The sequence below is a fragment of the Shewanella sp. genome, assembly GCF_047975355.1.
In the GTDB taxonomy this organism is placed as follows: Bacteria; Pseudomonadota; Gammaproteobacteria; order Enterobacterales; family Shewanellaceae; genus Shewanella.
Genome location: NZ_JBKEDJ010000009.1, coordinates 1 through 17,653 on the forward strand (window position 1 = coordinate 1; position 17,653 = coordinate 17,653).

Here is a 17,653-nt window from a genome sequence, read left to right on the forward strand (position 1 = left end):
AAAGAGCATCAGCGCACTATCGAAAAATCCAAGTAAATATCGTCACCTTGGTCTTCTTCCACTATTACCGTCAACCCGTCGGTACAAGGCACGCCCACCTCGCACCAGGCGATAAGACTATCCACCGCCGGATTACTGCCCTGGGCAAGAACTTCAACGCTGCCATCGGCGCAGTTGGTCACATAGCCTGTGACGCCAAGCGTACGAGCTTTGGTGAGAGTTGCATGTCTGCAACCTACGCCCTGCACTTTTCCCATCAATCGGATCAGCACCCGTTTCATTTTCGTCTCCTGAACAAGGTGAGTTTGTTATTGTTATGCGATATTAAGCATAGCCGAGTTTTCAACTTGCTTGGGCTTAAGCATGAGTAAATGATGGATTTTTAAGTGAAACACAGCAAAGCAAGATAAAAAAACAGCTAACGAGACCGCTGTTAGCTGTGTCGGGCGACATACGCAAAAGGTTGTCCATAAATGGACTAATTGGCATAAAAGTTTGTAGCATTTTGTAACAAACTATTAAGAGGGGCTACTTTACACAATTCATTATTAATTTCAACAAAATGATAGATAAAGCCACACAAATAGGGATTATTTAATGCTTTTTGCTGAAATAACCAGCTAAACCAATAATATATACCGTCACACATTCCAAATAATGGCATAAATTATCGCCTTGTATTCCCAAGGCAGACAAATCTAATAGATTGATGCGTAACAGATCCAAAGGGGAAAATACGGAGTTGATATGAAAGTGCTTATCGCCTAAATGAGCGACGATAAGCCTTTTTAATCACAAGACACAATCACAAGACAAACACGTCAAACGTTAACCCAGTTTAAAGGCTTTTATCTTAGGAAGATGTGCAGCTAACTGCGGAAATTTATGGGGCTGCGTCTCGTCCCATTCGATGGGGTAATAAGGCTTGAGTGCCGCGGCGCTAGCCTCACTGTCGAGCACTTCATCCACACGCGACAAAATACACATGGCTTTATGGGTATTCTTCAACCTGAATTCAGATACACACTTACTGGCGATATCGGCATACTCTTCCGGGCGGTCAATTTTCCCTTGCATCGTCTCTTCGGGATGAAGATTGGGATTGATTAACACCGACTTTAACCCGTTTAAAAAGCCAATTCGCTCAGCCCAATACGCCCCTAGGCCGACCCCGACCATTAACGGTGCGGGATCGTCGCAATACTGCATTTGCTTGGCGACTTCTTTCAATAAATGCTGCATATCATGCTTGGGATGCAAAGTACTGTAGCTGATAAGCCGTACATCTGGGTCAATAAACTGCAACTGACGCATTTTTTCGTGATTACCAGGGCTAGTTGCATCGAATCCATGAAGATAAAAAATCATATTGAGACCTTTTAACAATCTGCCAAACACGGCGCATGCCACTAACCCTAGCAAATATTCATTGTAGAACCTTGCGCTACATCAAACTTTTGCCTGTTGTGCGAGCTGGATTTGCTCAGCCAGCTGCTTAGCATTTTCCCAACGGCTAGCGTTTTCTAATGCGATAGCAGTTTGCGCCGCATTGGGTTTGAGTAAACTCGCCGGATGTTGTGGCACCGCGGCGGGCCACACAAAGCCATTTAACAGTGACATGACGCCCGGATTATCGTTACAAACCAAAATCATATCGCAGCCCGCATCCAACGCAGCTTGGGCGCGGCCTAAATAATCCCCCGCAAAGGAAGCGCCCTTCATGCCTAGGTCGTCGGAGAAAATCACCCCGTTAAAGCCCAGCTCTTGGCGTAGGATCTGCTTTAACCAGTAGGTTGAAAAGCCCGCAGGATTGGGGTCAACTTTAGGGTAAATGACATGAGCAGGCATAATGCCCGATAATTTACCTTTAGCAATCAACTCTTTAAACGGCAAAATATCTTGATTAAAAATCGCCTCAGCTTCACGTTCATCGATAGGTTGCGCGATATGGGAATCTGCCGCCACGCTGCCATGACCGGGGAAATGCTTACCCACTGCGCCCATGCCCGCCTCGGCCATGCCCTCAATAAAACTCTGCGCTAGGGCTATGACTTCATCAGGCTTTGCACTAAAACTACGTTTGCCAATCACTTGGCTAATGCCATTAAGATCGAGCACAGGCGCAAAGCTTAAGTCGATATCGCAGGCGAGTAATTCGATGGCCATTAAAAAGCCTAATTCACAGGCCCAACGTTTCGCTAGAACCATATCGCCTTTTGCCGCAGGCAGAATATCGCCCATAGCCGGAATAAGGGTAAATCCTTCACGGAATCGTTGCACTCGCCCGCCTTCGTGGTCAACGGCAATCAATATCTCGGGACGAATTTGACGGATCTGCTGCACTAAGGTGATTAATTGTTCACGACTAGCAAAGTTGCGGGAAAACAGGATCAAACCACCCACCTGCGGATAACGCAGCATCTCGGCTTCTGCCTCACTGACCTCTAAAGACAGCAGATCCAACATTAGATAACTCATATTTCTCCCTAAAAATTCTTATTCATACTCAAAAAACAACCATAGCGATACTGACCACTGGGTTCACAAAAATCCCCTAAAAGCGAGCCATTCGCCGTCACACTTTGCCCCAAAGCGATTATGTTGCCGATTAAATCGACATTCACCACAAGCTAATTAAGCTGAGCTTATCCGAAGTCTTTCTAATCAAAAAAACTAATGTGAATCTTGATACTAATCTGTGGGATACTGGTCTTAAGCGTATCACACAAGCAAATTTTGCGTGGTTGATGTCAGAAGTTTGCCAGAGTTCATGGCATAAAAACCAGCGTATTGGCGCCATAACTGTAAAGATCATCCACACAGATACTAAAATAAAAATCGAGACACAACAGGACTTCAATCATGATTAGCGTATTCGATATGTTCAAGATCGGCATTGGCCCTTCGAGTTCACACACTGTTGGCCCAATGAAAGCGGGCAAAATTTTTATGCAGCACCTTGCTGACTCGGGCCAAATTGCCCAAGTGGATGAATTAAGAGCCGAACTTTTTGGTTCTCTCGGCCAAACGGGTAAAGGCCACGGCACGGGTAAAGCGGTGATTTTAGGCCTAATGGGTGAAGATCCTGAAACCGTCGACACTGACAGCATCGATGGCATTCTTGAACAAGTGTCTAAAAATGAGACCCTTACTCTGAGCTGCGGCAAAGTAGTGAAGTTTACCCGTGAAGACGGCATCACCTACCATAGACGTAAGACCCTCCCCGCCCATGCAAACGCCATGACACTGTATGCCTACAGCAAAGGCGAATGTATTTTCGAGCGCACTTATTACTCTGTCGGGGGCGGCTTTATCTTAGATGAAGATGAAATTCATCAACGCAACGCCTCACCCGCGTCGCAAATTGAATCAGCACCTTACGATTTTAATAGCAGCGCACAATTATTGGATTTATGTACCGAGCATGGCCTCAGCATTTCTTCCCTGATGATGGCCAACGAGCTTAGCCTTGCCAGCGAAGAAGAAGTCAAAGCGAAACTGTGGAATATCTGGCAAACCATGAAGACCTGTATTGAACGAGGTTATCAGAAGGAAGGTATTCTACCTGGCGGTTTAAAGCTGCGTCGCCGTGCACCAGCACTCTATCGTCGTCTCAAAGCTGAAGGCCGTAACAACGTCGACCCATTAACAGCGATGGATTGGGTCGATTTATTCGCCCTCTCAGTAAACGAGCAAAACGCAGCTGGCGATCGCGTCGTGACCGCGCCGACAAACGGCGCCGCGGGCATTATTCCTGCCGTGCTTTGTTACTATGATACCTTCGTGCAAGAAGTCGATATCGATGTCTGCGCCCGTTACCTGTTAACCGCAGCTGCCATTGGTATTCTGTATAAGAAAAATGCCTCGATTTCGGGCGCTGAAGTCGGCTGTCAGGGTGAAGTTGGCGTAGCCTGCTCAATGGCGGCGGGCGCGTTGACCGAGATCATGGGCGGCACAGTCGAACATGTTGAGAACGCAGCTGAAATCGGTATGGAACATAACTTAGGCTTGACCTGCGACCCCGTTGGCGGCCTAGTACAAGTTCCTTGTATTGAACGTAATGCGATGGGCGCAATTAAGGCCATTAACGCATCTCGCATGGCGCTGCGCGGCGACGGTAACCACAAGGTCTCACTGGATAAAGTGATCAAAACAATGATGGATACAGGTAAAGATATGCGCAGTAAATACAAAGAAACCGCCAAAGGCGGCCTAGCCGTAAATATTGTAGAGTGTTAACCCACTTAAGCTGTTAATTTAATTAACAATTTAATGTTGTAATGCCGCGCTTAACCGTTCAAACCAAAACGATTAAGCGCGGCATTGCTTTTTTATGTTGATTTAAAAGTTAAATCACTGGCAATTTAACATATTTGGAAACCACATTAATCTAGGTTCTCACTGAGCATCGATTTTTACTTTTAATGGGTAAGAACTGTGAGCAATTTGGCAAATCAATTTATTGCTAGCACATAGTCGATGGCACTAGTGATCGCAGCCACTTGGGCTAAGTTACACTCCGCCGGCGTGGCCGATGGGCTATCGGGATACACTTCAGTGGTAGTGTTATAGATACAGCCCGTCACACTGCTACATAAACCAAGTGCTTTCAATGGGTAGTTGATCACCCCGTGTTGCACCACAGTCGAGCCGATAATCTCACCCTTATCATCGGCAGGTGCGATATGGGTAACTTTACTCACACCATCGATAATCGCCTTTTGGAAGGCATCCTGTGGATTTTCGGTATCGCCTACGGCATAAAAACCATCTGGAATGGTGCCGGGGATAAAGTCTTTGCCATCACGCGCGGCCAAGGCTGGACGAAATTCATCTTCATCCGAGTCGGTGGTTTCATGTAAATCCACATGCACATCAAAACCTTGTGGGACGCTTGCCACCAGTGCCATCAGTGCTGCCGATTCTTCTGCTGGGCTATTGGCATAAAACGAGCGGTTTGGATCGATAGCTTTCGGGTTCCAGCGATTAATGGTCTCATAACCCCAAGGGCTTACACACACTGCTACCACTAAGTTTACCCGATTCGCATAGTGAGCCGCGTTGTTAGCCAAAAAGGCCAAGGCGCCATGCACGCCACTGGTTTCGTAACCGTGTACGCCCCCCGTGACTAACACCGTTTTCTTGTTAGGATCGAAGCTTGCTGACTTGACCGCAAACAAAGGATAACGCGCAGAATCAATCGATAAGGCGCCATATTGCACCACACTCAGCCCTATTTCGGCCAGTTGTGACTCCATCGTTTTTAGTGGCGTGACAACATTGTCTTGGTAAGAACGCTTAATTTGCGTGCTAGCAAACCATGCAGCCTTTTCGGCATCGCCCCATTTTTCTCCGACTGTCCCGATTGGGTAAAAACTTACATTCGCCATAGGTTCTCTTCTTCTGATTTTATGTTTTGGTCTTATGGTTAAAGATCGTTAGACATCAAAGCACGAGTTGCATTGGAATATCGCAGATCCCACCGCGCTCGCGAATATCACTTTGTGCAACAAAGCCAAAGTGCTGATAGACAGGCAGCGCATTCACCGCCGAGTTGACGGTAAAAGTGCCGGGATTCCCCTTAGCTAGACACTCAGCTTTAGCAAGCTCCCACAGCTGACGCGACAGGCCTTGCCCCTTGGCAATATCCGCCACAAATAGATGATAAAGATGACTGTTATCCTTCATCCCCAACACACCGACGAGTTCGCCAGCCTCATTCACTGCGACATGATATTGATAACCTAAGGCAAAATAATGCGCCACCGACTCAACCGACATGGCTTTGACTAAGGTTTCTGCGCCCACATCAGTGCACGTGGGAGCGATATAAACTTGTGTAAGCTGCGTGATTAATGCGCTTATCGCTTCAATATCTGTTGTGCTCGCCGCTCTGATCAGCATCTTCATTCCTTGATAGATAACTGTAGCCAGTATTTAACTCCATTCGTTCAACGGTGTGATTAGCTGGATACAAACAATCCAATTATTAAAAAGCCAGAACAGGGTTCTGGCTTTGGCAACAAGTTAACGGGACTTAATACCCAGTGGATTTAAGTCCATCATCCTCGATTACTTTTTCGTCCAGCTGTCCATCCAACGGAACACGTTCGCGTACCATTGTTCTAGGTTTTCTGGCTTTAAGATCCAGTGGTTTTCATCAGGGAAAATTAACAGCTCTGATGGGATCCCCTTACGCTGCATATAGCTGAATGAGGCTAAACCTTGGCCATAAGGCACGCGGAAGTCCTTCTCGCCATGAATAACCAGCATAGGCGTCTTCCAGTTTTCCACATAGTTTACTGGGTTAAACTTCTCATATAAGGCTTTGTTATCTGAGTAAGTGCCGCCAAACTCATGCTCTGGGAACCACACTTCTTCGGTCACATAGTACATGGAGCGCATATCGAATAGACCCGCGTGGTTAACGAGGCACTTAAAGCCATCGTTCCAGTTGCCTTGGATCCAGTTCATCATGTAGCCGCCGTAAGAGCCACCCAAGGCACAGGCATTTTGTGGATCGAGCCATTTTTGTTGTTGGCTCACCGCTGCCAGACCTTTTTGTAAGTCTTCTAATGGCTTACCGCCCCAATCTTGGCTGATAGAATCGGTAAAAGCTTGGCCGTAACCGGTTGAACCGTGGAAGTCCACCATCACAACACCATAACCCGCGCCTGCCCATAACTGGGCGTTCCAGCGACCACTGAAGGCGTTACCAAATGAACCTTGTGGACCACCGTGGACTAGGTATGCAATCGGATACTTTTTGCCTTCTTGGTAGTTAGCAGGTTTGATCCAGTAACCGTAAACATCTTCGTTGTTCCAACCTTTAAAGCTAAATTGTTGGAATTCACCGAATTTGATTTCGGCCAGTTTGTCTTTGTTGACTTCAGTCAGACGTTTCAGGCCTTGACCGTCGGTGTTGATGCGGTACAGATCGCCCGGCTCAACTAAGGTTTTGCTGTCGAAGATCAGTTGATCGTCGGCGATCGCAATCAGACTATTGCTGCCGTCGCTGTAGACAGACTGCACATCACCAAACTGAGTATTCACTTTGAAAATAGACACTTGGCCAATGTCCTGTGCCGTCACATACAGAGTACGGTTGTCCGGTGCAAACATCAGCGAGCTTGGGCTTCTGTCCCACAGCGGTGCCACTTCTTTCGACTGGCCCGTAGTGGTATCACGCAACATGATGCGGTAACGGTCGGCCTCAAATCCGGGTTTGGTCATGGCGAGGTATGCCATATAACGGCCATCACTTGAGAAGGTTGGCTGGGCGTCCCAAGCGATGTTATCGGCGGTTAAGTTAGTGGCTTTGCCACCGTTCACACTCACCTGCCACAAATCGTAGTTTGTCGTCCAAGCTTGATCTTTACTTGGCGCTTTGGCGCTGTACACCACATATTTACCGTCAGGGGTGAAAGTCACTTCTTCCATGCCTGAGAATGGCTTAGGTGGGGTTTCTGTATCTAAACCTTGGGTGATGTCCACCACTTTGGTCAGCTTCTCGCCGTTAAGGGCACCCACAAATAAGTGGTTACGGGCATGATCTTCCCACGTGTCCCAGTGACGCACCATCAACTGCTTGTATTCACGGCCTGTCGATTTACGCTCTTCTTCGGCTTTAAATTTGTCTTTTGAACAAGCTAAGTCTTTACACTCTGGGAAGACGCGCATGCTGAGCACGATTTGCTTGCCATCGTTAGAGAGTTTGTAACCATCGATATCCAATGGCAGATCAGAAACTTGCTGCGCTTCGCCGCCCGTTAATGGCAGTTGGAACAGTTGGCTTGAACCGTTGCGGCTGGCGAGGAAATAAATCGATTTGTCATCGTTTGCGAAGCTGACATCGTGCTCAGTACCCGCAGCAGAGGTGAGCTGCATCGGTTTAGCATCCGCTTGCGTCAGATCGAGAATAAATAAATCTGAGCTCGCCTCTCCCTTGTCATTAACGGTTTTCAGGCCATAGACCAGTTTTGTACCGTCGTGGGACACCGCGGCAGAATGCAATTTGTTGAGTTTAACCAGCTGTTGCACAGTAAAAGGCTTAGGATCAGCCGCGTGGGCTGAACAGGCCAAACCTGCAGCGCCAAGCGCCAATAGGAGAGGAGCTATTTTCATTGTTATATCCATCTTTCGTTAAACACATTCGGCAGTTGTTCCGAATGAAGGGTAAAAACGACCATCAATCGTCTTTGTGAAGATAAGTTTGCCACACTAACGAAACAAAAACGCTCAAGCAAGCCAAAAGGCGTACTTGAGCGTATTTTTTTGTGACAAATTGTCAGTCAGCCTCGAATGGTCTTATCGAGTACCACTCGCCTCCCTTTTTCACTCAAACGCAGCTTAAAAAAGCGACATTTTTTGTAAGGGAGACATTCGCTTAGGCTTTCGCGTTAGCGATATTCACTTTCCAAATTGCAGGGCCCGTTTCATGTGCATTCACGCCGTTTGAGTCAACCGCCACAGTCACTGGCATATCTTCAACGTCAAACTCGTAAATCGCTTCCATACCTAAATCGGCAAAAGCCACTACGCGTGATTTCTTAATGGCTTTCGACACTAAGTAAGCCGCGCCGCCAACGGCCATCAGGTACACAGCTTTGTGCTTCTTGATAGACTCAACGGTCGCAGGACCACGCTCAGCCTTACCAATCATGCCCATCAGGCCGGTTTTTTCCAGCATCAGATCGGTGAATTTGTCCATACGGGTCGCAGTTGTTGGGCCTGCTGGACCCACGACTTCGTTACCGACTGGGTCAACAGGGCCCACGTAGTAAATAAACTTGCCTGTGAAATCAACGCCCTCAGGTAAACCTTCGCCGCTTTCAATCAGGCTTTGGATACGCTTATGGGCAGCGTCACGGCCTGTCAGCATTTGACCGCTTAACAGAATGGTTTCACCGCTCTTCCACTGCTCGATATCGGCTTGCGTCACAGTGTCTAAGTTTACACGGCGCACATCGCTGCCCACTTCGCGAGTGATTTCTGGCCAGTCGCTAAGTGAAGGAGGCGCAAGATCAGCAGGACCCGAACCATCTAAGTGGAAGTGAACGTGGCGAGTTGCCGCGCAGTTGGGGATCATTACTACAGGTTTTGATGCTGCATGGGTCGGTGCAGATTTGATTTTCACGTCTAACACTGTGGTTAAACCGCCCAAGCCCTGCGCCCCAATACCGAGGTTGTTAGCACGTTCGAAAATATCTAAACGCAGTTTTTCTTCGCTGGTTTCTGCGCCGCGCGCCATTAACTCATGGATATCCACGCTTTCCATCAGCGCTTCTTTCGCGAGTACAGCCGCCTTTTCAGCGGTGCCGCCAATTCCGATGCCGAGCATACCAGGAGGACACCAGCCCGCGCCCATCGTTGGCAGCGTTTTTTCAACCCAAGCGGCGATATCATCAGATGGGTTTAACATCACCATCTTAGCTTTGTTTTCACTGCCGCCGCCCTTGGCTGCGATAGCGACTTCAATATGGTTACCCGGCACCATATCGATATGCACGACGGATGGCGTGTTGTCTTTGGTGTTTTTACGGCTACCAGCAGGGTCAGCGACAATCGATGCACGCAGTGGGTTATCTGGGTTAGTGTAAGCGCGGCGAACACCTTCATCGACCATCTCTTGCACGGTCATATCGGTTTTGTCCCACTTAACCCCCATACCAATCTTGACGAAGGTGGTCACGATACCTGTGTCTTGGCACAGTGGACGTTTACCTTCGGCAGACATGCGCGAGTTAATCAAAATTTGGGCAATCGCATCTTTCGCAGCCGCACTTTGCTCACGCTCATAAGCTTCGCTCATGGCATCAACAAAATCTTTGGGATGATAATAGGAGATGTATTGCAGGGCATCGGCCACACTTTCAATAAAGTCGGCTTGTTTAATCACTACATTTTCAGACGTTTCATGGTGAGATGACATAGTAGGTGCGCTCCAGCAGCCTTTAGGGCCTTACTTGTTTTTTGTGTAATTCTTTCTGGGCCAATATGATACTCTTTCCCATCTTTTTGGGCTACATCACATTTTTAGATAGGGTTAATTGATGGCAAATAGGGCGGCATTACCGCTGGCAGTACGCCAACTTGACTGGACATTCAGCACAGCAACTGTTTTCGAACACTTTGCGGCTGAGCCGTGGGCCATACTGCTCGACTCGGCCAATGCGCCCCATCAGGACGCTAAATTCGATATCATTTGCGCCTGTCCCATCGCCACCCTAATCACCCAAGGCGAGCTGACAGACATTCAAGTTCATCTTCCCGAATTAGCCAAACTAGCTCACCTAAACCCACTGGATGATCCCTTTACATTGGTAGATCAGCTGCTGCACCATTGGTATCCACAATCTTTTGCCTGCGATCTTCCCTTCAGTGGCGGTGCCATGGGTAGTTTTAGTTATGATTTAGGCCGCCGAATTGAACAGCTCCCCTGCACTGCGGCGCAGGATATTCACCTTGGCGAAATGAATATTGGTTTCTACGACTGGGCACTGATTTTTGATTATCAGCAGCAAAGCTGGTTTATGGTGCACTATTTGGGGGATGCCGCCCTCGATGCTCAATTGAAAATCATTGAAGCAAAAATCGCCAACACTACAAAACAGGCTGAATTTTGCCTCACCAGCCCTTGGTCGGCGCAGCTCACAAAAGCCCATTACACCTCAAAATTTAATCAAATACAGGCGTATCTTCACAGCGGGGATTGCTATCAAATTAATTTAACCCAGCGCTTTGAAGCTGAGTATCAAGGCGATGAATGGCGCGCCTACTGCAAACTACGAAGTGCCAATCAGGCGCCCTTCTCCGCCTTTATGCGCCTTGAAAGCAACGCAATATTATCAATTTCGCCTGAACGCTTTATTCAGCTTCGCGGTGAAGATATTCAGACTAAGCCGATTAAAGGCACTCTGCCGCGCCATGCTGACCCGGCGCTAGATAAGCAAGCGGCGCATACACTTGCCCATTCCCCTAAGGACCGCGCCGAAAACGTGATGATTGTGGATCTGCTGCGTAATGACATAGGTAAAGTTGCAGCACCCGGCTCGGTGCAAGTGCCACATTTGTTTGCTGTCGAAAGCTTTCCGGCGGTGCACCATTTAGTCAGTACCGTTACCGCAAAACTCGACCCACAATACCACGCCTGTGACTTGCTGCGGGCGGCCTTTCCCGGCGGTTCGATTACCGGTGCGCCTAAAATCCGCGCCATGGAAATTATTGAAGAACTGGAACCCTCACGCCGCAGTCTGTATTGTGGCTCCATGGGGTATATCAGCCAAGATGGGCAAATGGACACCAGTATCACCATCCGCACTATCGTGGCTGAGCAAGGTAAACTCTATTGCTGGGCGGGCGGCGGCATAGTGGCCGACTCGAATGTCGATGCCGAGTACCAAGAAAGCTTCGATAAGATTAGCCGCATCTTACCCTTACTCGATAGCCCTCAATAAGCGTCAGGAAACGAATAGGAAGCCTATGGATCAAGCGGAATTTAGACTCAGATTTAATCTGCATCCTTTAGCCACGCAAGATCCGGCGGCTATCCCTCACCTTGGGTTGCGTAAAGCCGCGGTACTCATTCCCTTGCAGGAAATCCAGGGCGAGCTCAATCTGATTTTAACCCAAAGACCGATGCACCTTAGGGCGCACCCTGGGCAAATTAGCTTTCCTGGCGGCAAGATTGAACCCAGTGACAGCAGCGCCATTACGGCAGCACTTAGGGAAGCTGAAGAGGAAATTGGGCTTTGCCGGGAAAATGTCGAGGTGATTGGCACGTTCCCCGCACACAATACCTTTACCGGTTTTGAAATCACCCCAGTGGTGGGCATGATCAAGCAGGATTTTGCCTTAAGGCTCGATCCCGGCGAAGTCGCCGACTGCTTTACCGTGCCCTTAAGTTTTTTTATCGAGCCACAGAATCGCCACCGCAAACAATTTTTACGCCAAGGGCGCTATTACAGCGTGCATTTTATTCCGTACCAACAACGCTTTATATGGGGCGCGACGGCGGCGATCATCGATCACCTCTGTCGGCATTTGAGTCTGCCCGAGGATATGTTGTAAACAGCGCTCAAGCCTTGAAACTGTTTAAATCACAAAATGCACATATAAACCCGCCGCCAGTGAGGTTAACAGTAGCAAGGGAATATTAAACCAATAACCGAGTTTGCTATGGTGGGCGACATAGTAATTAAACGCCAGACTTACCAAACTAATGCCGCCGCAAATCCAGATAAGATATTGCAACACTTGGGTTTCGTGCGGATCCCAATATAGCCTGAAAGTGGCCCCCCGACTCAGATAGGTACCGACCTCACGTTCGGGTCTCGCCTCCCCGTAAACAAGCAGCGCATAGACGGCTACAGCCCAACCTAAGATGGATAATGTCGCGAGGATGAGCTGAAATATTTTGACTTTCCGCATACCGCCTCCCAAGTTTTAAGGCACCCTATCACTCAATATTAGTAATATTAACCTCAGGATACCTTTTTCAGCTTGAGAAAAGCCACCAGCAAGGTAATATAAACCTCCAAAAATTTTCATATAAAACGTTTCGTTGGAGAACTAAGCAACAATGAGCATTGCATCGGTCGCTTCTGTATTTAAAGGTGAGCACGCAGTTGGTTCGACAGTCACAGTCCGTGGCTGGGTCAGAACCCGTCGTGACTCGAAAGCTGGCATCTCTTTTTTAGCTGTCTATGACGGCTCCTGCTTTAATCCTATCCAAGGTGTTGTGCCAAATAGCTTAGAAAATTACGACAACGAAGTGTTAAAGCTGACAGCTGGCTGCTCTGTGATCGTAACTGGTGAGATTGTGGAATCTCCTGGCGCTGGCCAAGCCTATGAGCTGCAAGTCACACAAGTTGAAGTGACGGGTTGGGTTGAAGATCCAGACACTTACCCAATGGCGGCTAAACGTCACTCTATTGAGCATTTACGCGAATTGGCGCACTTACGTCCACGTACCAACATCATTGGTGCCGTTGCCCGCGTACGTAACTGTTTATCTCAAGCGATTCACCGTTTCTACCACGAAAATGGTTTCGTGTGGGTGTCTACACCGCTGATCACCGCATCAGACTGTGAAGGCGCAGGTGAAATGTTCCGTGTTTCCACACTGGATATGGAAAACCTGCCACGCACCAGCGACGGCAAAGTAGACTATGACAAAGACTTCTTCGGTAAAGAGGCATTCTTAACTGTATCGGGCCAGTTGAACGGCGAAACCTACGCCTGCGCCCTGTCAAAAATCTATACCTTTGGCCCGACGTTCCGTGCTGAAAACTCAAACACCAGCCGCCATTTAGCGGAATTCTGGATGGTTGAGCCAGAAGTGGCCTTCGCGACCTTAAGCGATATCGCAAGCCTTGCCGAAGGCATGCTGAAATACGCCTTTAACGCCGTATTAGCTGAGCGTATGGACGATTTACAATTCTTCGCCCAGCACGTGGATAAAACCGTGATTGAGCGTCTGCAATCTTTCGTATCGAGTGATTTCGCCCAAGTGGATTACACCGATGCAGTAGACATTCTGCAAAAATGCGGTCGTGAGTTCGAATTCCCTGTGTCTTGGGGTATCGACTTATCCTCTGAGCACGAGCGTTATCTGGCCGAAGAGCACTTCAAAGCCCCTGTGGTTGTGAAGAACTATCCAAAAGATATCAAAGCCTTCTACATGCGCCTTAACGAAGATGGTAAAACCGTTGCCGCGATGGACGTGTTAGCCCCAGGCATCGGTGAAATCATCGGTGGTTCACAACGTGAAGAGCGTTTAGACGTGCTGGATATGCGTTTAGAAGAAATGGATCTGAACAAAGAAGATTACTGGTGGTACCGCGATCTACGCCGTTACGGCACAGTGCCACACGCAGGTTTCGGTCTGGGCTTCGAGCGTTTAGTGTCTTATGTAACGGGCGTATCGAACATCCGTGACGTGATCCCATTCCCACGCGCTCCACGCACTGCGAACTTCTAATTTGTCCGTTAAAAGACTCATCCTTTAAAACGCGCCTCGGCGCGTTTTTTATTGGCCTGTAAAAATGCGTTAAAATTCATCACTCGGTCAAACTCCTTTGCCTGAGTCCTTGCACTTTAGGGGGCAAGAAATCTAAGATGGCTGCGGCTAACTTATGTGCTCAGCACAGATAAAAGCCAGTGGCAAAAAGTCACCTAGTTGTCGTTAGTAAGCGAGTTGCAAAAGGCAGCTCAACAGCATTTTGCTCAATCGAGGAATCATAATGTCAAAAATCAATTTACTTTTGCTGTGCGGCGGTGGAAGTGCGGAACACGATATTTCCCTACTGTCGGCTAATTATTTTGAAACCTCATTAGCAAAATCCGAGCAGTTTAATGTACTGCGCGTGGTACTGGACAAGTTTGGCCAATACCAAACCGCCGCAGGCGATGACTGTGAGCTGACCAATAACCGCGAAATTCGCTTCCGTGATGAGACCAAGGCGCCTTGGCCTGTGGATTATGTGATCCCTTGTATTCACGGCTATCCGGGCGAGACGGGCGATATTCAGTCTTACTTTAATCTAATCCAATTGCCCTACTTTGGTTGCGAATCCGAAGCCAGCAGCAACTGTTTTAACAAGATCACAGCTAAGATGTGGTTTAGTGCCTTAGGCATTCCGAACACACCTTATATCTTCTTAAATCAATACGATGATGAGGCGATTGCCCAAACCCAAGCGGCGCTTGCAAACTGGGGTTCGATTTTCGTCAAGGCAGCGTCTCAAGGCTCGTCGGTCGGTTGTTATAAGGTGGATGATGCTGCCAAAGTGAGCGAAGTGCTCAAAGATGCCTTTGGTTATGCGCCCTATGTGATTGTCGAAAAAACGATTAAAGCACGTGAGCTTGAAGTCGCCGTTTACGAGTATCAAGGCGAAGTGGTCGCGACCCTACCGGGCGAAATCATCTGTGATTCTAATACCTTCTACACCTTCGATGAAAAATACGCGAAAAGCAGTAAGGCGCGCACCGATGTGGTAGCACAAAACGTGCCTGCAGAAATTAGCGATCAAATTCGCCAATACGCGATTAAAGCCTTCAAGGGCATGAAGTTACGCCATCTGTCCCGTATCGACTTTTTCTTAACCCAAGACAATGAAATCCTGCTAAACGAAATCAATACCTTCCCGGGTTCCACGCCGATTTCGATGTTCCCCAAGATGCTGCAAAATCATGGGCATGATTTTACCGAATACCTAAGTTTAGTGATTAACAGCCAGTTAGCGGCTAAGTGATAAACCAAGAGCGCCTATGGCGCTCTTCTTTTTTTAAGTTTGTTTGAATCAATTATGAATGGCGATGAGTCGCAGCCTGCTCGGCAAGCAACTCAAAAAATGCCGCCTTGGGCATGGGCTTATAGAATAAATAACCTTGTATCTCATTGACTTGGTTATCCCTCATCACCTCTAGCTGCGCCTGTGTCTCAACCCCTTCCGCCGTCACACTCAAATTCAGCGCATGACTTAAGCGCACTATCGCTTCAATCAAGGCAAGATGGCGTTCTCCTTCATCCAATCTATCGATAAAGCTCTTATCGATTTTGATTTGATCTATCGGAAAATTCGCTAAATAGGATAAGGAAGAATAACCAGTACCAAAGTCATCGAGGGAGATCTTAATGCCACGACCGCGTAACTCATTCAGTACTTTGATTAAATGCACATGCTGTTTCATTAACAGCGATTCAGTGATTTCTAAGGTGATAAGCTCGTAGGGAAACTCAATCAAGCCTAACTCTTCGATAATATCGGCAAAAGAGTCGCAAAACGCCTCCTGCAACTCATAGGACCAAAACTCAAAGGTCGATACGTTTACCGCTAAATTGATTGGCCAGCCCAGTGCTTGCATGTCGATGATGGTTTGCATCACGGTCTTGCGTACATAACGGCCAATATTGACGATTAAGCCGCTGTTTTCGGCGATGGGAATAAATTCATCGGGGGAGATAGATTGCCCCTCGTGCTGCCAACGTAATAACACTTCAGCGCGCAGGATGAGCCCCGTTGTCGCATCGACTATCGGCTGAAAATATAGCTCGAATGCTTCTTGTTCTAGAGCTTGTTTCAATAACGTATGCAAATTCGCCGTACGTTCGGCGTTTAGCTGCATTTGTTCGGTGAAAAAATGATAACGATTACGTCCATTCGCCTTGGAGATATACATAGCCTGATCGGCGCAATTTAATAGCTGCTCTAAATCCAGCGCATCCTCGGGAAACCTCGCTATCCCTATACTCACAGAGCTGTATACCCCTTTATCCTGGGATAGCTCATAACGCCGATAAACCTGCTGATTAATTTTTTCCGCCAGTTGTGACAACTCCCGCTGCGTCACAATGCCCGGGAGAAGCAGCGCAAACTCATCGCCGCCTAAGCGTGAAAATACTGCTTGATCATTCAGGCAGGTTTTAATCACCTCCACCACCTGCACCAACAGCGCATCCCCTTTGTCGTGACCGTAGGTATCGTTCACTTGTTTAAAGTTATCTAAATCCATCAGCATAAAGCTAAAGCCGGGCGATAAACTGTCGGCGGATATCTGCTCTTGGATTTGTCTAAACAAAGCATTACGGTTCGCAAGCCCTGTGAGGGAATCATTATTGGCTTGATATTTGATCAGTTGCGCCGCTTTTTTACGCTCACTGATATCGGAGAATAACCAGGCAAAACCGTTTTCGTTTGTGTGGGATTCGCGAAATACTGTCACAGTTAAATCAAGGTAGAAAGTCTCGCCATTATCGCGCTGGCCAATCAATTCTCCCTGCCACATTTTTCCTTCTGCAAGATGTTGAAACAAGGAATCAATTTCGTGTGGCTCGGAGGGAGAGAAAAAGTGCTCGGGACAAAAATCATGAGTATCAGTGGGTTCAGGATAAACCATCTGGGTAAAAGCATCGTTAGCATAGAGCACTGAATAGCTGGCATTGGTAATAACTAACGAAAGGGGTAAGCGATCAAATATTTTCACCGCAAGACGCTGAAACTCGAGCGAACGACTACGTTCTATCGCTAAACTCGCCAGTCTCGCCGCCTCGGCTATCAAGGTTAAATCCGCGTCAGTTGGCGATTTAACCTCCTCATAATACATGGCAAAGGTGCCGAGAACCTTGCCTTGACTATCTTTGATAGGTTCAGACCAGCAGGCCCTCAGCCCATGGGCTAACACAAAGGATTGATAAAAGGCCCAATAGGGATGATGCTCGATATCTTCTACTATCACGCGCTGACCCGTATAAGCCGCAGCACCACAGGAACCGACCTCAGGGCCAATTTCTACCGCATGGATAGCTTGGTTATAACTGTCGGGTAAATGGGGCGCGGCGCCAGTGAGTAGCTTTTTACCATCTTCACTGAGTAGCAACACGGAGGCGTGTGTGCCTAAACGCTGATCTTCGATTTTTAAGACTAAAGCATGGAGAATTTCTGCTAATGGTGCGCCATTAAGCAGCATAGAAAGAATGCCGCTATAGCATTCTAGGCTTACGCTTTGATTAAAATGAATATTTTTCTCGCCGATACTGCCTATAACCTGAATTCCTTCGTCCATACATCCCTTAGTCATTTAGCGCGTAAGTTAACGACCTTACTAAGATGAACAAGCTTTGTAAATCAGGGGTGAATTATAAGTATTAAAA

Annotated in this window: 14 protein-coding genes; 5 read left to right on the forward strand and 9 right to left on the reverse strand. The window is 47.8% G+C overall.

Features of this window, described 5'->3' with window-relative positions:
• Positions 1-8: 8 nt before the first annotated feature.
• The 3 genes from ACK5NH_RS04300 to nagZ all read right to left on the reverse strand — a co-directional run bounded on the left by ACK5NH_RS04300 (position 9) and on the right by nagZ (position 2,478).
• Positions 9-281, reverse strand: a complete 273-nt coding sequence (locus tag ACK5NH_RS04300) for an acylphosphatase (RefSeq protein WP_416917949.1) — start codon at positions 279-281, stop codon at positions 9-11.
• A 547-nt stretch (positions 282-828) separates the two neighbouring features.
• Positions 829-1,368, reverse strand: coding sequence for an alpha/beta hydrolase YcfP (ycfP, locus tag ACK5NH_RS04305; protein ID WP_416917950.1), 540 nt, complete (start codon positions 1,366-1,368; stop codon positions 829-831).
• A gap of 81 nt (positions 1,369-1,449) precedes the next feature.
• The gene (gene nagZ / locus ACK5NH_RS04310; protein WP_416917951.1) at positions 1,450-2,478 is read right to left on the reverse strand and encodes a beta-N-acetylhexosaminidase; all 1,029 of its coding nucleotides are present in this window, start codon (positions 2,476-2,478) and stop codon (positions 1,450-1,452) included.
• Positions 2,479-2,862: 384 nt separating this feature from the next.
• Here nagZ and ACK5NH_RS04315 point away from each other — a divergent pair, with 384 nt between their 5' ends.
• The gene (locus tag ACK5NH_RS04315) at positions 2,863-4,239 is read left to right on the forward strand and encodes an L-serine ammonia-lyase (RefSeq protein WP_011717230.1); all 1,377 of its coding nucleotides are present in this window, start codon (positions 2,863-2,865) and stop codon (positions 4,237-4,239) included.
• 215 nt (positions 4,240-4,454) lie between these two features.
• On the opposite strand, the gene ACK5NH_RS04320 is transcribed toward ACK5NH_RS04315, so the two are convergent.
• The 4 genes from ACK5NH_RS04320 to ACK5NH_RS04335 form a co-directional block, all read right to left on the reverse strand.
• Entirely contained in the window at positions 4,455-5,390 is a 936-nt protein-coding gene (locus ACK5NH_RS04320; protein WP_416917952.1) for a M14 family metallocarboxypeptidase, read from the reverse strand.
• A 55-nt stretch (positions 5,391-5,445) separates the two neighbouring features.
• A complete protein-coding gene (locus ACK5NH_RS04325) occupies positions 5,446-5,904 on the reverse strand; it encodes a GNAT family N-acetyltransferase (protein WP_416917953.1) in 459 nt (152 codons plus the stop codon).
• A gap of 168 nt (positions 5,905-6,072) precedes the next feature.
• The gene (locus tag ACK5NH_RS04330) at positions 6,073-8,124 is read right to left on the reverse strand and encodes a prolyl oligopeptidase family serine peptidase (RefSeq protein ID WP_416917954.1); all 2,052 of its coding nucleotides are present in this window, start codon (positions 8,122-8,124) and stop codon (positions 6,073-6,075) included.
• A gap of 262 nt (positions 8,125-8,386) precedes the next feature.
• Positions 8,387-9,931 carry a fumarate hydratase gene (locus tag ACK5NH_RS04335; RefSeq protein WP_416917955.1) on the reverse strand — a complete coding sequence of 515 codons (1,545 nt, stop codon included), beginning with the start codon at positions 9,929-9,931 and terminating at the stop codon, positions 8,387-8,389.
• 121 nt (positions 9,932-10,052) lie between these two features.
• Here ACK5NH_RS04335 and pabB point away from each other — a divergent pair, with 121 nt between their 5' ends.
• Positions 10,053-11,456, forward strand: coding sequence for an aminodeoxychorismate synthase component I (gene pabB, locus ACK5NH_RS04340; protein ID WP_416917956.1), 1,404 nt, complete (start codon positions 10,053-10,055; stop codon positions 11,454-11,456).
• A gap of 25 nt (positions 11,457-11,481) precedes the next feature.
• On the forward strand, positions 11,482-12,069 hold the full coding sequence (locus ACK5NH_RS04345) for a CoA pyrophosphatase (RefSeq protein ID WP_416917957.1): 588 nt from the start codon (positions 11,482-11,484) through the stop codon (positions 12,067-12,069).
• A 24-nt stretch (positions 12,070-12,093) separates the two neighbouring features.
• Here ACK5NH_RS04345 and ACK5NH_RS04350 read toward each other — a convergent pair whose 3' ends face one another.
• On the reverse strand, positions 12,094-12,429 hold the full coding sequence (locus ACK5NH_RS04350; RefSeq protein WP_416917958.1) for a hypothetical protein: 336 nt from the start codon (positions 12,427-12,429) through the stop codon (positions 12,094-12,096).
• A 151-nt stretch (positions 12,430-12,580) separates the two neighbouring features.
• Here ACK5NH_RS04350 and asnS point away from each other — a divergent pair, with 151 nt between their 5' ends.
• Both asnS and ACK5NH_RS04360 read left to right on the forward strand, forming a co-directional pair.
• Positions 12,581-13,981, forward strand: a complete 1,401-nt coding sequence (gene asnS, locus ACK5NH_RS04355) for an asparagine--tRNA ligase (RefSeq protein ID WP_037418214.1) — start codon at positions 12,581-12,583, stop codon at positions 13,979-13,981.
• A gap of 262 nt (positions 13,982-14,243) precedes the next feature.
• A complete protein-coding gene (locus tag ACK5NH_RS04360; RefSeq protein WP_416917959.1) occupies positions 14,244-15,254 on the forward strand; it encodes a D-alanine--D-alanine ligase in 1,011 nt (336 codons plus the stop codon).
• Positions 15,255-15,306: 52 nt separating this feature from the next.
• Here the strand turns inward: ACK5NH_RS04360 and ACK5NH_RS04365 are convergent, their stop codons facing one another.
• Positions 15,307-17,565 (reverse strand): EAL domain-containing protein, encoded by a 2,259-nt coding sequence (locus tag ACK5NH_RS04365; protein ID WP_416917960.1) that lies wholly within the window; start codon positions 17,563-17,565, stop codon positions 15,307-15,309.
• Positions 17,566-17,653: the final 88 nt, after the last annotated feature.